Below are 14,826 nucleotides of genomic sequence, written 5' to 3' on the forward strand. Positions count from 1 at the left end.
TGCAAGGTTTGGTGATTTCTTAGTTCGCATAGCTTTCTTTAACGTATGCATTATCCTCTATCCCATGAAAAAACGGACAGTACGACACTGTCCGCTTTTCATGCTAAGTTATCTATCTTTCATGTCTTGAAAGTTACGATAAGTCTCCCACTCGCAAGTACGGGTGTTTCTACATCAATAGTCTATTTTTCTAAACCAACACAACATGCTCCTTGCTCAATTCCTCAGCTGCTTTCGCGTTTTCCTTTGCCATTGCTTCCAATGCTACCTGATTCAAATAGTTCACAGGCTTGTTAAAATGGGGCTGGAAGAAGAAATCAGTTAAAGCCAGTTGTTCAATGGTCATATTGTTAGCAATACAAACACTAATTGTATTAATCGCCTGTGTGAAATCAGTGTCAGATATCACCTGGGCACCAACAATACGGTGTGTGTCTGTTTCATACACTAGCTTCAATTGGATCAACGCATTTTCCGGCATAAATTCCGGACGATACGTATCTTCAATATATGCACTATCTACAGACAGACCTGACATCTCTGCAGCACGCTCTGTTACTCCTGTTGAAGCAATGTTATGGTTATAAATTTTCAATCCGGAAGTACCTTGTGTTCCAGGATGTGCTAATACAGGTTTCACCAGATTATGCGCCACAAGTGTGCCCATTCTGACAGCGTTCGTTGCAAGCGGAATATAAGCCGGCTGTTTGGTTGCATTGTAATTCACCGCACAACAGTCCCCAGCTGCATAAACATCCGCTACACTTGTCTGCATATATTCGTTCACAACAATGGCACCATCACCTAACATATCAACCTGGCCGTTGAAGAGCTGTGTATTCGGTCTGAATCCAATACACATAACCACTAAATCAGCTTTATACTCGCCTTGATCGGTAATCACTTTTTCCACGACATCTGTTCCTGCAAACTCAGATACTGTCTGACCAAGTGCTAACGTAATGCCACGTTGTTCGAAGGATTTTTCAATAGGAGCTGTAAAACCTTCATCTAAATATCTGTTGAGAATTCTTTCTTCACTATCAATTAATGTTACATTTTTACCATTTTGCTCAAATGCTTCAACCAGCTCAACCCCTATATATCCTGCTCCCACAACAACAACATTCTCCACAGATGCAGAACGCGCAATGATCTCATTGGCATGTGCAAAGTTTTTACATAACAATACATTCTCCAAATTTGAGCCAGGAATTGGTGGTGTTACTGGCCAAGAACCTGAAGTAATAATTAACTTATCATAATCCACAGCTGTGATCTCATTTGTTTTCATATCTTTTGCCACTAACTGCTTTTTGTTTACATCACAGGAAGTCACCTCATGATTCATATGCATACGCACACCCTGCTTTTCAAATTGTTCTACAGAAGCATAGAACAGTCCATTTGCATCATTCACTACACCACCTACATAAAGTGCAATCCCACAGGACAAGAAAGAAACATTATCATTTTTTTCAAAAACATCAATTTCCGCCTGAGGATAAAGCTTCAATATATTATTAATCGCTGCAGTTCCAGCGTGAGTACATCCAATTACCGCTACTTTCATTCTAAATCATCCTCCATCATTTTAATTGCTCACTATTTCACATAATAAGATATAGTAAATAGCACTAATCTTATATACTTATAATAACACTTTAAAGTTTAAAATCAATAGTTTGTGATTAATTTCACTTAATGAACATAAATAAGAGCGAGCTAAAGTGGGCGGAAAAAGAAGCTTTCTAACAAAAAAAGCACCCGTTAGTCCTTAAAGACATTCAAGTGCTTATAGTTAATTCTAGTATATGATCCTGAATATTACTGAGCTTCTTCCTAAATTTGTTGTCTTTCTATTTAGTTAGGCATCTCCCTTAAAATACTCCCCATTTTTTATTTCTTCAAACCATAAATCGAAAATATCATCCGGTAAAAGCTCTTCGTCATTTGAATATACTAAATCATATCTATATTTTCCTTTTAAACTATTTTGAGTCACATTATAATATAACTTCATTTCTGTTGGCATATCTTTATTGAATTCTTCACATTTTTCATGAATAAGCTTTAAATTTTGATTACCTATTCTTAAAGCAGCCTTCTGTCTTTCTCTCGATACGTCATAAACTTGATTGTCTTGACTATTTAATTTATTTGCCACTTCGTTTAGTTGATGTTTGTGAACAACGTTGCCATTAATTTTATAGAAAAAATCAAAAACATACATTTTAGGTTCATATGAGCAATAAATAAAGATTTCATCTGCTTTATTATCGACATACTCTAAACAAATAGCCACCATGTCTGTCTGTAATTCTGAAAAATAATCCTCATACACCTTCACATAATCACCTCTAGTTCTTTATACTTGTAAACCTCATACGCCCATCTATTTCATATTCTATATCAAAGCTGCTTGGTCTTAAACTATTTCCTTCGTAAATAACTTTAACATTAACTGAAACATCCTTTCCTTTTTCTATTGCTTTAGCCCATTGATTTTCTAACTTTTTGTATTTACTCAAATTAACACTACTTGATTGAGACACAAGATTATCTAATTCTGGAGATCCACCAAACCTATCGCCTGCTAAATGTCCTGCATGGTCTCCAGCTTTTTTTCCTGGAGTATTAGATTTATGTGGCAATCTATTCTCTCTCTCTGTTAACCTTAAATTTTCTGCATTAAATTCTTTAAGTCTTCCCATATTGTCTGTTTCATATAAATACTCGTATTCTCCTGCTCTATATTTAACATTTTGCTTTAAAGAACCATTCTTGCTCATATGACTTCCGTCTCTAATCACACTATTTGAGATCTTACCTTTATTATCTCCTGTACCATTCCCATCCCCACGCTTACTAAACACATAATGCTGTCCACCCATACTATCATGCACAACTCGCAGTTCAGGCAAATGTGCTTTAAACCAGTTAAGCTTCCCTGTGAGGGTTTGGATGGTTGGGATAGTCATTTTTTCTGCGTCCGGTTTCGCTTTAGGAGTAGCATCGGGCGTCTTCTTTACTCCATCCACCTTATTCACCGTTGCTTTCTGCGCACTACCAGCTCTTCCTGCAGGTACCCTCGCGCCAACCACCATACCTGCAAGACCGATACTATTAAGCCAGTGCTCTTTTGAAAAGTTTTCCTCGGGGTTGATGGCTCCCTGAATCATATCCGCTGTGCCGAAGGAAAAAGCGTTGAACAAATCATACGTCGAATCGAACATCTTATCGGCCCGGTGCATGTATCCTTCGTACATGCCCTCAACTGCTCAAAAGGTGATGTAATTCCCGAAATCATACCAAGAATCTGTCATCTTGTCCGCGCGTTGTCCGGCAGCATCCCAAACGTCCTGCCCAATTTCCCCAAAGGCATCCATTGTTTTCATAAAGGCGTTTTGCTCCCGACTCTCCGGTATCTCCTCCACAAACTGATACTGCACTTCCCCGGCTGTGTCGGTATACTTCCTCAAAATTCGGCCATTAGCCAAGGTCAGGTAGGTGCCCTGCCATTCCGATTTATAATCGGAAATGGCTACTTCCTTCACAACTTGATCTTTCACAGTCGTAAATTCAGCTGCTGTAATGTGGCTGCCTGTCGCTGCAAGTACTGCTTTCATTGTGCGGACACTGTAATCCATCGTTCGCATAGAGAACTTTTCTTGAATATAGGCAATGGCAACATCACCAAGGGAACCAAAACGGGAAAGGACTTTCTTCCCGCCCCATTCCAGGAAAATATCCAAGGAAAAGGTATTGTTTTTCGCCTTTTCCTTTACGGCGCCCACCAGCTCCTGATGAAAATCATAGGTACTTAGCTGCTTCACCTCATAATCTGCAAAATGCAAATCCCCATTTTGAAACAACCCGGATATTTTTTCTACATAGGTTTTCATCATTTGAAGATCGTTGTCCATCTTTTCTAGCTTGCCCGTACTTTCTTCATCGAGGGCATACAGATTTTCCAGAGTATGATCCACTTGATTACGAGACTGCTTGATCCGCTGCCGAAAATCTTCTTCTTGAATCTCCGGGAGGACCACAATATCCTTGACTTCATCGATGAGCGCATTGGCTTCATCTGTTAAAGATAGTGTAACATTTTCTGCCGTCGTAAGCCCCTGCTCCACATTTTCCTGTAAAAATTGCTCATGAATGACGCCCTTTTCATTCGATTCAAACGCTTGCACCGAGGACTTGATTTGACCGATCGTTTCTGCAAAGTCAGTCAGCATTCCTTCCATCAGCAACAGAAATGGTATATGGGCTTCCTCATAAAAAGACTTGATCGCTTGGGCGCCTTTTCCCTGAAAAGAATCTTCTAAATTTATTAATGCTTGCATACGCTGCTCTAATTCTTTGACTTGAGGTCCGTAGTCATTAACCTCTTTTACCGTCTGATCCAATCCATTATGTAATTGCTCCACGTTGAGAACTTTTATATGCTTCCCCTCCCAACTTTTTCCTTATATTTCCTATACCAATAGTATAAGGCAAGAAAGCAAGGGAGAGAATTACTTTCCTAACAAACAAATCCTTTTACCTAGAAAATGAACGCTTATCTTTTAAAAATCAGGACTTTTGTATGATGCGAACGATAGCAGCAGTTTCTTCACTTTTCTTTTATTTTAGTTTTTGTTTATGTTTAATTAATGGGCTCACTTTGTGGCTCATCTTGTGGTTCACAATTACTCTTCTTCCCAACTTTATGCTTTGCAGGTCAGAATATAATTGAACCATACGGTAGACCGCAGATTGGTTACTATCTCCGAAAGTTACTTGGATAAACCCGTTGTATATCAGTTCCTCTCGACCTCGCTTGAATGCCCTTTGCGACAACCCTGCCTTGACTTGGAGCTTGGAAGAAGACACAACAAAAGACTCTCGCCACAACAGTTTTTCATGAATATTGGTCAAAGTAATCCAAAGTGACCGTGCTTGTATGGAAATGGGCTCCAAATCAATCCTTTCATGAAATTCATTCAGTTGTTTAATATAATCCATCCTTCTACCTCCTAAAGAAATGCTTTTATATCTAATATCGTAGGAAAATGGAGAATGGGGGCATAAATAATGGTTATTTCTTAAAGGAGTAGAAACAATGATCATGACGAGTGATAAGGTGTAAAAATGTGCCTGATAGAGGCAGAAAAGAGTGCCTAAAAGTGTTCTAAAAGTGGGCCATACCTAAACAGAAACAGAGAGTAGACGTAGACATTGGGGCTGGAATAAATTCTGTAAAGTGAACAAAGGATTTCAAACTGTACTTGCCCCCTTTGTTTATGTTTGAGACGATTATAGTGGAGAGTATTAAAAATTAGAATCACGTCAGAACCAGAATCAATGATTGCTTACATAAGATTTAACGATAGAAAAATTTTAGTATGGAATGTTATTGATAGAGGAATTTACGTAGTTGCTTCTCGTGTTGCACAGTTTTACCGGAGAGAAAGTCCACTGTTTCTTGTGTCTCTATTAGTGCTGCTCTTGTGCTATTGAATTTAGTTTCAAGACGTTCAAAACGTTCATCCATTCGTTCCTCAAGTTCAGTAATTTTCCCTGTTATTTCCCCTGAATATTGTTTTAAAGCATGATGAATCTCATTTAATTCATGTTTTTGCACGTTATTCACCTCCTATTAAAACCATTATATGCAATTCTATTTTATTATTAAAGAAATAGTATTTTCTAGAATTCGGCAAGTATCAGGCCCCCTCAAGCACGCCCATATTCTACACATGTTACAATAAACACGAGCAACAAGTCAGGAGGATACCAAATGAAAAAAATTGCACTATATTTATTTGCCGCCCTCTTTATCCTTGCTGGAATTGGACATTTTTTACTAGACTCCTTCTTCATAGCTGCTATGCCAGAATGGGTTCCCTTCCGCACAGCCATTGTCTATTTATCAGGTGTTGTGGAGATCGTACTAGCAATCACTCTATTAAATCCGTCCACGAGAAAAACAGCCGGGATTTTCATTACCATATTTCTAGTACTCGTGTTTCCAGTTAACATCTATATGGCATTCACACCAGAAAAATTCAGCGTTCCGGCATATGCCCTATGGCTGCGCTTACCCTTACAATTTGTGTTGATTTGGTGGGTGTTGAAGGTTAGGGATGTGGAATAAAGAATAGTGTAAATAGCAGGGTTAAATGACCAGAATTTCTATTTCACAAGTCTATTTATTATTTTAGCATATAATTTAGCATTTATAAATTCCTTTCTAGCTATCCTGTTTCTCAATTCAATATGGCAAAGATTTCATGATGTCATTAACATTATAAGCACTCGATTTAATAATACTAATTCCTGTGGTCTTGCACAAAAAAGCAGATTGACATCGCTCCCCCAAAAAGTTCTACCTCATTAAAAGGACACATATATTTAATTGGACCGTCGTAGTTCAATTTGACTAAAAGGAGCGTAATCTGTGTCAGGGCATCGTAAACTTTTGATCATTTTTATTGGAATTGCTTTACTTGGGTATGCTACTTGGCTAGTGCAGCGTTCCTCAACAGAATCTCCGGAAAACAATGCCGAGTACCAGCATATAAATTCCGATTTAACCGGGGAAGAGAGTGAAGAAATGAAAGAAGGTTTCCAACATAATCAGGAACAGAGTAAAAAAGTCTATGAATCTAGGGTATATCGGAAATATGATAGAAATGAATTTCAAGCCGGCATGAATCTATTAGTATATGGCCATCCTAATCTTTCCTATGCACAACGTGTATTAAGGCACCTGCGTACATTAGGGATAAATAGTGTTGCTATTACATTTCCTCTCTATCAGGACGATTGGCAGGCGAATGAGGTTACAACGAACCCTGTGGAAACACCTTCAATCCATGAATTAACAAGTATCATCAAATATGCTCATGCAGAACAATTAAGTGTAATGCTTCGTCCTATATTAGATGAAAAAAGTATCATGTCATCAGGACACTGGAGAGGACAAATCAAACCGACAAACCCGGATAAATGGTTTCTCAGTTACCAATCAGTAATGAAAACCTATGCTGAATTAGCTGAAAGTCAGTATGTCGATGTTCTAAATATTGGTACAGAGCTTAACTCAATGCAGCATCGCTATAGCGAGGAGTGGGTAAATCTTATTGGCGAATTGCGCAACGAGTATAAAGGAGAGTTGATTTATTCTTTTAACTGGGATACGATTCAACATATCTCTTCCATTGAATTCGTTCCACTATTAGATCATATTGGAATCGACGCTTACTTCCCTTTAAATGCACCGGATAAGGCAAGTATCAAGGATTTAGAACAGGCATGGAAACAATGGAAAGATATATGGGAAAGTCTACCTGTTCAACAGTCGATTATTATCACAGAGGCTGGAATGATTCCAGTTGAAGGAGCACACCGCCAACCATATGCCTGGAGTATACCGAATGGAAAATTAAATTGGCAAGCCCAATCCAATTACTATGAAGCCACATTTAATGAATTACAACCCCTTTCCCAAGGAATATACTGGTGGGCTGTAACACTAGAAGAGGACTTTAACGGTGTCGATTATTCTCCCCTACACTCCCCAACAGAACGAGTGATTAAGCGGCAGCTTCTCAAAAGCATTTCTAATGATTAACTTAATAATATATACATGATAACTCTTTTGGCTTCGGCTAAAAGAGTTTTTTCGTTTGTTATTTTTATTCGAAAACTCACTACTCCACATAACTCTATATTAACCCGACTAAGCAAGATTAAAGTCCTGGTAAATATGTATCATTTTTTATCCAATATACCCATAGAATGAGAGTACAAGTTATTAATAATAGTTCATAAGGAGGTGTGATCGTGGGCCAAAAGAAACGCAAGATGAGTTTTTACTTTTGCTTTATTGCATTGCTGATAACCATGCCCTTAAGTATAACAAGTGTCCAAGCAAAAGATAGCATGCAGGAAAATAACCCTAAAATTATCGTCATCTACTCATCAGTTAATGAGGAAATAGATGAACACCAACGAATGCTAGATATGTTACTTGGTCATTTCTCTACAAACATCACGTTTAAACCAGCTTCACAAGTTAAGGAGATGGATTTCAGTCAAGCGGATTATGTATTCTATTATGGTCAACAAAGAGAAATACTTCCCGAATCCTTCATCAAGATGATTTCAACCTATAAAGGTACGTTTGTTTCCATCGGTTATAATGCCTATCAATTTGGAGAACGATTCGACAACATCGAGTGGATTTCCAATACTGCCGAAATTGAACGGATAACCCAAATGAACAATCCAACTAAAGAACAACCCTTCGATCCTACATCCATTCTATATATTAATATTACGGAGGATGAACAGACCGAAATCCTTTTAACCGGGCATATGAAAAAGAAAGAGTACCCCTTATTCTTAAGAAAACAAAACACCTACTATTTGGCTGCTACTACAATACAGCACCCACTTTCTATATTTGTTGCCAATGCCCTTTACGAAGTTTTCGGGGAACCTCCAGCTATGAATGTGGACACTCACCCTGGCTATATCAGGCTTGAAGACGTCCATCCAATGGTCAATCCGAACCATCTCATGGGTATTGCCAAAATACTAGCAGAAAAAAATATCCCTTACATGATAGCTGTCATTCCTGTCTATACAAACCCGGTAACGAAAGAGCAACATCACTTATCTGATTCACCTGAACTAATTAAAACATTAAAATTCATGCAGAAAAATGGCGGTAGTATTGTTCTGCATGGTTATACACATCAATTTAGGTTAAGTGAAACTGGAGAAGGCTTTGAATTTTGGGATACCGAAAATAATATGCCAATATACCATGATCAAGATGAAGAAGTAATAATAAAAACCGAGGATGATTTTAATACTGTATCGGATTATGAGCAATATCTTCATGAACAAAAGACACACGAAAAAAATTATATTGAAGAACGATTAACAAAGGGAATTGAGGAATTAGCAAACTACGGATTATATCCATTAGCATTTGAAGCTCCTCATTACACCATGTCACAACAAGGCTATCAAATAACGTCCAAGTACTTTTCCACCTATGTCGGCCAACTGCAGCTCAGCGACCAGGATTGGAAAGTAATGGCTGCGGCTCCTTATATAACAACACCAAGCTTCCTTCATGGTATGCAGCTCCTACCCGAAACAATCGGCTATGTCGACCCGGAAGACCCATTGGCTTTAGACAAGATGATACAAAATGCAAAAGAGCACCAAATTGTTAAAAATGGCATGGTGGCAGGATTTTTTCACCCATATTTAGGTGTAGAGGTATTTCAAGAATTTATTGAGGAAATGGAGAAACTTCCAAATATTAATTGGATTGACTTAAAAGAAATGAATCATAAGGTCCAGACCGAGCATGTAGATATTCAGACGAAGGAAGGCAATATTACGGTCAACATGAAGCGCATGGGACTATTTATGTCTTCATGGGACTACTTAAGCTATCATCTGAAGGCTATCCTTTTAAAAATGCTTTGGTGCTTCGCTGTCATTGGAGGTTTAGCCGTGTTGGCATTTGTTTATCTTACACTCATTAACCGTAAGCGTTATGTAAAAAGGGGGGATTAAATTGATTGAGTTTTTCCTGTATAGTTCATTGTTTACTATTTGGCTTATGTTATTTTATCACCTGTTCCTCATGCTGGGCGGTTATTTATTTTCAATAAAACATCAGCAAGTAAATCGTTCATTACCAAAAGATGACACTTCTTTACCTATCGTCAGCATTCTCATACCAGCACATAATGAAGAAATGGTTATTAAAGAGACAATCAAATCGATGGTACGTCTTCAATACCCAAAAGACAAATTAGAAGTGATTATTATTAATGATAACTCAATGGATGCAACAGGTGCGATCACAGATGAATATGCAAGTAAATATGAATTCATTAACGTAATTCATAATAAACCTCCATTCGCGGGAAGAGGCAAATCCGGTGCTTTGAATGTAGGATTGAGACAATCTTCCGGAGAGATTATTGTTGTTTATGATGCAGATAACACGCCAGAGCCGGATGCGGTACGGAATCTGGTTCTAGAATTACAAAAGGATCAAAAAGCTGCTGCAGTAGTTGGTAAGTTCAGGGTAATTAATCATAACAAAAATCTACTTACGAGATTTATTAATATCGAAACAATTACTTTTCAATGGTTAGCCCAAGCAGGTAGATGGTTTTGGTTTAAAATTACATCGATACCCGGTACTAATTTCGCAATTCGAAGATCTGTGCTAGAAGAATTAGGTGGCTGGGATGTAAAAGCATTATCAGAGGACACAGAGTTAAGTATACGCGTATATAATTTGGGGCATTACATACGCTTTATCCCGACAGCAGTGACATGGGAGCAAGAACCTGAAACCTTTAGAGTATGGTGGAAACAACGAACAAGATGGGCATGCGGAAATATCTATGTTATCCAAAAGTACTTATTACGGTTTCATAAATTAAAAAGAAAACGAATAGTAATCGATCTCATCTACTTTCTATTAACCTATTTTCTATTTTTGGGTGGTATACTCATATCTCACATTCTATTTGTGCTGCGTTTATTTTTTGATTTCAACTTATCAATTGGGCTTGTCTCCTATGTGTTGTTAATTTTAGGATTTCTATTGTTCATTACAGAAGTTCTTTTAGCCTTAAGCATGGAAAAAGGCCAACTTCATAGAAGTAACCTCTTCCATGTAGTACTAATGTATTTTGTCTATTCACAGCTTTGGCTAGGTCTCATGCTATATTCTTTATGTAAAGAGATGAAACGAACCCTCTTTAAACAAGAAGTCACATGGTACAAAACACAACGGTTCAAAGGAAAATTAGATTAAAAAGAGTTCGCTTGCTTTAAAATAGAGAAAGATTTAATAAGAAGATGGATTGCCTTGTAGAAATAAAAACTCTACGAGGCTTTTCGTATGAAAATGAAGCAATATGGATGATAAAAAAACACGGTGAGTTGCTGCCTGCCTTTTAAGTCTATTAAAATCTAAATTTAATATAAAAGATTCAGGACAAAGGATGTATTTTATTTTAGAATTATCAGTATTTAATCCGGATAGCCTATATACTTCAAGATACGAAATAGATAGGATAGAGATATATTGACTACGATAAACGTGGAGGTGAAGCAGTTATTTGTAAGCGCTTTAGCCAACGTGGATGACAAGATATCATAATAAACCTCAAACAGTGGTAAATCTAGCAATGTTTCAACAAGAGATTGACACAATTCAAGCCAAGCAAAGTCAGCATATTACGAAATACAATGAAATAAAACACAAAAAATAATCATACCAGGAGGCAAAATAGAATGAGAAAAAAGTTGATAACAGTAGCATTAACAGGAACGATGATACTTGGTACTACGCTTATATCATCACCTCCCATTCATGCAGTTGGAAATGGACCAAACTATGGCGGCAATGAATCTGTGCAGACCTCTATTTATACATCCCATGCTGAAATGGGTAAATTTTTAAAGGAACAAGAAATGAAACAGGATAATATGGAGCTTGAAGTAATCGGGCAATCGGTAAAAGGTCGTGATTTATATCTAGTAAAATATATAACTAATCCCGACAACCCTACCATTCTTTATTTGACCCAGCAACATGGGAATGAGGCATTGAACACAGAGGGAGCCCTTACATTCATCAAGGAAATGGGAAATGGAAAAATGAAAGAGCTGGCAGACGGAGTGAATATTCTTATTGTACCAAGATTGAATCCGGATGGAGCTGCAGGCGATGTAAATTTTTCACTTGATGATTATGTTGCTGATGGCGACCACCATCTGACTCGCTACAATGCCAACGGTGTCGACCTTAACAGGGATCACATTAACCGTGAACAGCCGGAAACAAAGGCATTGCATGAAAATGTGCTTGGTAAATATGATATTGACTATATGATTGATCTCCACCACCAGGGTGCACATAGTGAACAGAATGGCGAGCTTGTTTCCGGTTCTATTCTGCATCCGACCACAGAAAATGTAGATACGGATGTCCTACAAAAGTCCAAGCAATTGGGCGCAGTTGTCTATGATGAAATTGAACCAAAGGGCTGGGGACACCTTGGTAAATACGCCGGTGGGTCAGCGGAAACTATCAGCCGAAACGGCCTTGCCGTCGAATATGATATTTCCACCTTATTATTTGAGGTTCGCGGCATGGCAGATCATTCCTACGAGTCTTATGTACTTGGACAAAAAGGCAATGGCTACCTGATCAAACAAGCAGTTACTACTATGGAGTCCACAGCAAAAGCAATCGCGGACGGCTCTATTAATGAAAAAGATGTTTCTTTCTGGGATACATTAGAAGTACAGAACACACGCTCAACGGAATAATAAATTGGATACAAACACCCCAGCAGGAATTCCTGCTGGGGTGTTTTGATTAAGTGAGGCGGAGGTCGGCTCTTCCAGTCTCCAACTTCAATCCTCCATCCTCATCGCTCTCCCTCTGATCCCGCTTCCCACAACTGAGTTCACAATTCGCTCCAATAACTCCTGCTTCGTGTATCGCTGATTGACATAGACGCCTAAGTGTTTAGCAAAAACAACGATGTCTTTTTTTAGCCGAAGTGCATCCTGGCTCAGCAAGAAATCCTTGGCTTCCTCCACCGAATTACAGCAGCTCATCGCATCTTCCATTGGTTTCCACTGATCCTCTCCAGTTAACCTATTACTTTCATATTCCGCCGAATCAGTAATACCGAAATGATCTGCAATTTTTTGATAGATCACTTTTTTGGTATCCCTCGTTTTAATTGGTAAGTTAAGCTCATCGCCAAATTGCAACAAATCCTTTTTCGTATATCCTTCTAGAATCTTTTCCACATCCGTCGTATGCCTTGCTTCCCGCTCAATTCTTTGTATTTCTTTCAGGAATCTATTTTCTTTTGTTTTATAGTGAATTTCGGCATTTCCTTCTATTAATTCTTGAAATTGCTCCACTGTTAACCCCTCAAAAAAGTTCAGCGCGATTCGAAGTACCTTTTCTGTATCTCGTTTACTCATGCTTGTGCCCGCAGTGTTTCGCATGAAAAGTAATCAGTTCATCTACAATTTGCTTGATTTCATTACGTATATTTTCCTGTAATGTGCTCTGACCTTTTGTCAGTATGACAGGTATACCAGTTTCAGGAGCTGGGGCAAATAAGGTTTTATTTTCACGCATATAACTCTGAAAACAAGTATGATCTCTTTTTACTTGGTTCATATAATCACGCTGTGCAGCAATTGGTTCCCCGCTATAGAAGGAGATCATCGTGAATACGACACCGAGCTCTTGTGGATCCATCTTCTCCATTGGATGGTCTGCTTCCTCACAAAAACGGTTATATTTCTTTTTCAAGTATGAACATGACGTATTAGTGTATCAATTCCCAATGTTGATAAGTAATCTGCCTTTGCCGGCACCACATATCCATCACTGGCGACAAGGGCATTTTGTGTGACCAAATTGAAATTCGGCGGACAATCGATCAGGACCACATCGTACCCATCTTTTATTTCATCCAGTTTCATACTTAATCTTGATAACACCCTCAAATAATTGCTACGAATTGTGCGATCTGTGTTCCCTCCCAGTCTGCTTGAAAGCTCCATGTCAACATGAATCAATTCCAAATGGGAACATATCAAATCAATTCTGCCTCGATTATTTTCCAATCGCTGGTTAACAAGATACGGTGTAACAATTAAATCTCCAAGAGAAAGCTCCCCATCACTATCCAAAAAGTCGTCATACCAATGCTTAATTGTCCGCTCCTGCCGATCTAGTGCCAACCATTCCTCAAACTGCATAAACGATAAAGTCAAATTTGTCTGTGGGTCCAGATCGATGAGCAACACATGCTTCCCTCTATTTGCCAATTCTGCCGCAATATTAGCAGAGAGCGTTGTTTTACCAACACCACCCTTATAATTCATGACCGAAATTACCCCAATAATCCTCTCCCCCTTCATGTGCACCAGTTAAATATATATGCGAAGTGGCATGACAACTTTCATTATTGGAAGGAGAAATTCGGATTTTGGCTGAGGTTGGTTGGTGGGATTGGGGGTTAAGGGGAAGTTGTGTGATATATCATTGGGGGAGGGTATGCATATGCACACTACTTAATACAAGACTAGTAGTAGTTCCTCTATCCCTCGTCAACAAATGATTTTTTGCTTAACCTAAATCTTTCAGGCGGCAAACCAGATATCAATATAGTCAATAAAAATCCGATAGTTATATTTACCAGATACCATACAATCCAGTAGTTCATCATAAATAATAAAATAGTTAAAATGAAGAAGATAAACATAATCCCTGTGAACCAAACTTCTATCTTTAAACTATTTTTTCCTCGTTTTATGTATTCCATCAATTCAGGCTCAGTCAAATAAACTTCCTTTAGATCTTGATAGTAGACCTTAAGGATCCCTAAAATGATAGATATAATCAGGCCAATCATTATATAAGCTACTACGGCAATCGGATGATAAACTGGTAAATGAATCGAACTGACCGCTCTAAATATCGCTAACACAAGAACGAAAGCGACCCAATATAAAATATTATTTTCGTCCCTGTTGTATACCTTGTAAACATGCTTCGTCCGCTTATCTAAGAACAAGGTATACTGATCTATGTTTTTTCCTTGTTTTCGATAAAAAGGGATTAACTTCATTCCGTTTGCTCCTTTTAAAACTATTGAAATTGATAATTATTATATCTTCCAATACATATTAAGCACAAACATTTCAAAAGAATAAGTCTTGCAGAAATAATTTCATCTGCAAGACTAT

The 14,826-nt window shown here is 38.1% G+C and carries 15 protein-coding genes; 5 read left to right on the forward strand and 10 right to left on the reverse strand.

Translation table 11 applies throughout. The features are described from left to right. Nucleotides 1-190 precede the first annotated feature (190 nt). From BME96_RS15940 to BME96_RS15965, 6 genes are all read right to left on the reverse strand, one after another. Nucleotides 191-1,573 carry an FAD-dependent oxidoreductase gene (locus tag BME96_RS15940; protein WP_071649578.1) on the reverse strand — a complete coding sequence of 461 codons (1,383 nt, stop codon included), beginning with the start codon at nt 1,571-1,573 and terminating at the stop codon, nt 191-193. Between the two features lie 294 nt (nt 1,574-1,867). Then, nucleotides 1,868-2,350 carry a DUF600 domain-containing protein gene (locus BME96_RS15945; RefSeq protein WP_077358661.1) on the reverse strand — a complete coding sequence of 161 codons (483 nt, stop codon included), beginning with the start codon at nt 2,348-2,350 and terminating at the stop codon, nt 1,868-1,870. A 10-nt stretch (nt 2,351-2,360) separates the two neighbouring features. Beyond that, nucleotides 2,361-3,269 carry a DNA/RNA non-specific endonuclease gene (locus BME96_RS20015; RefSeq protein WP_231478642.1) on the reverse strand — a complete coding sequence of 303 codons (909 nt, stop codon included), beginning with the start codon at nt 3,267-3,269 and terminating at the stop codon, nt 2,361-2,363. 12 nt (nt 3,270-3,281) lie between these two features. Beyond that, nucleotides 3,282-4,436 carry an LXG domain-containing protein gene (locus BME96_RS15955; protein ID WP_071649579.1) on the reverse strand — a complete coding sequence of 385 codons (1,155 nt, stop codon included), beginning with the start codon at nt 4,434-4,436 and terminating at the stop codon, nt 3,282-3,284. A gap of 196 nt (nt 4,437-4,632) precedes the next feature. Next, nucleotides 4,633-5,013 carry a hypothetical protein gene (locus BME96_RS15960; protein ID WP_071649580.1) on the reverse strand — a complete coding sequence of 127 codons (381 nt, stop codon included), beginning with the start codon at nt 5,011-5,013 and terminating at the stop codon, nt 4,633-4,635. A 388-nt stretch (nt 5,014-5,401) separates the two neighbouring features. Beyond that, the gene (locus BME96_RS15965; RefSeq protein ID WP_071649581.1) at nt 5,402-5,632 is read right to left on the reverse strand and encodes a hypothetical protein; all 231 of its coding nucleotides are present in this window, start codon (nt 5,630-5,632) and stop codon (nt 5,402-5,404) included. A 156-nt stretch (nt 5,633-5,788) separates the two neighbouring features. On the opposite strand from BME96_RS15965, the gene BME96_RS15970 reads away from it, so the two are divergent. The 5 genes from BME96_RS15970 (at nt 5,789) to BME96_RS15990 (ending at nt 12,375) form a co-directional block, all read left to right on the forward strand. Continuing rightward, nucleotides 5,789-6,145: a DoxX family protein gene (locus BME96_RS15970; protein WP_040956370.1), complete on the forward strand. Its 357-nt coding sequence runs from the start codon at nt 5,789-5,791 to the stop codon at nt 6,143-6,145. A 303-nt stretch (nt 6,146-6,448) separates the two neighbouring features. Beyond that, nucleotides 6,449-7,624 (forward strand): glycoside hydrolase family 113, encoded by a 1,176-nt coding sequence (locus tag BME96_RS15975; protein WP_071649582.1) that lies wholly within the window; start codon nt 6,449-6,451, stop codon nt 7,622-7,624. Between the two features lie 212 nt (nt 7,625-7,836). Next, a complete protein-coding gene (locus tag BME96_RS15980) occupies nt 7,837-9,591 on the forward strand; it encodes a DUF2334 domain-containing protein (RefSeq protein WP_071649583.1) in 1,755 nt (584 codons plus the stop codon). Nucleotide 9,592: 1 nt separating this feature from the next. Continuing rightward, entirely contained in the window at nt 9,593-10,852 is a 1,260-nt protein-coding gene (locus BME96_RS15985) for a glycosyltransferase family 2 protein (protein ID WP_408068402.1), read from the forward strand. A 482-nt stretch (nt 10,853-11,334) separates the two neighbouring features. Then, a complete protein-coding gene (locus BME96_RS15990; RefSeq protein ID WP_071649584.1) occupies nt 11,335-12,375 on the forward strand; it encodes a M14 family zinc carboxypeptidase in 1,041 nt (346 codons plus the stop codon). Between the two features lie 87 nt (nt 12,376-12,462). Here BME96_RS15990 and BME96_RS15995 read toward each other — a convergent pair whose 3' ends face one another. The 4 genes from BME96_RS15995 to BME96_RS16005 all read right to left on the reverse strand — a co-directional run bounded on the left by BME96_RS15995 (nt 12,463) and on the right by BME96_RS16005 (nt 14,708). Next, nucleotides 12,463-13,047, reverse strand: coding sequence for a hypothetical protein (locus tag BME96_RS15995; protein ID WP_071649585.1), 585 nt, complete (start codon nt 13,045-13,047; stop codon nt 12,463-12,465). After that, nucleotides 13,040-13,339: a hypothetical protein gene (locus BME96_RS19665; RefSeq protein WP_156036040.1), complete on the reverse strand. Its 300-nt coding sequence runs from the start codon at nt 13,337-13,339 to the stop codon at nt 13,040-13,042. The genes BME96_RS15995 and BME96_RS19665 overlap by 8 nt, the downstream gene beginning before the upstream one ends. Nucleotides 13,340-13,380: 41 nt before the next feature. Then, a complete protein-coding gene (locus tag BME96_RS19670; RefSeq protein ID WP_197035832.1) occupies nt 13,381-13,962 on the reverse strand; it encodes a ParA family protein in 582 nt (193 codons plus the stop codon). A 215-nt stretch (nt 13,963-14,177) separates the two neighbouring features. Next, the gene (locus BME96_RS16005) at nt 14,178-14,708 is read right to left on the reverse strand and encodes a hypothetical protein (RefSeq protein WP_071649586.1); all 531 of its coding nucleotides are present in this window, start codon (nt 14,706-14,708) and stop codon (nt 14,178-14,180) included. Between the last annotated feature and the right edge of the window lie 118 nt (nt 14,709-14,826).

The organism is Virgibacillus halodenitrificans (assembly GCF_001878675.1).
Classification (GTDB): domain Bacteria; phylum Bacillota; class Bacilli; order Bacillales; family Amphibacillaceae; genus Virgibacillus_Q; species Virgibacillus_Q halodenitrificans.

Excerpts from the sequence above, each read along its gene's own strand:
- BME96_RS15940 (WP_071649578.1), bottom strand. The coding sequence starts at position 1,573 with ATGAAAGTAGCGGTAATTGGATGTACTCACGCTGGAACTGCAGCGATT.
- BME96_RS20015 (WP_231478642.1), bottom strand. The coding sequence starts at position 3,269 with ATGTACGAAGGATACATGCACCGGGCCGATAAGATGTTCGATTCGACG.
- BME96_RS15960 (WP_071649580.1), bottom strand. The coding sequence starts at position 5,013 with ATGGATTATATTAAACAACTGAATGAATTTCATGAAAGGATTGATTTG.
- BME96_RS15970 (WP_040956370.1), top strand. The coding sequence starts at position 5,789 with ATGAAAAAAATTGCACTATATTTATTTGCCGCCCTCTTTATCCTTGCT.
- BME96_RS15990 (WP_071649584.1), top strand. The coding sequence starts at position 11,335 with ATGAGAAAAAAGTTGATAACAGTAGCATTAACAGGAACGATGATACTT.
- BME96_RS15995 (WP_071649585.1), bottom strand. The coding sequence starts at position 13,047 with ATGAGTAAACGAGATACAGAAAAGGTACTTCGAATCGCGCTGAACTTT.
- BME96_RS19665 (WP_156036040.1), bottom strand. The coding sequence starts at position 13,339 with ATGGAGAAGATGGATCCACAAGAGCTCGGTGTCGTATTCACGATGATC.
- BME96_RS19670 (WP_197035832.1), bottom strand. The coding sequence starts at position 13,962 with ATGAATTATAAGGGTGGTGTTGGTAAAACAACGCTCTCTGCTAATATT.
- BME96_RS16005 (WP_071649586.1), bottom strand. The coding sequence starts at position 14,708 with ATGAAGTTAATCCCTTTTTATCGAAAACAAGGAAAAAACATAGATCAG.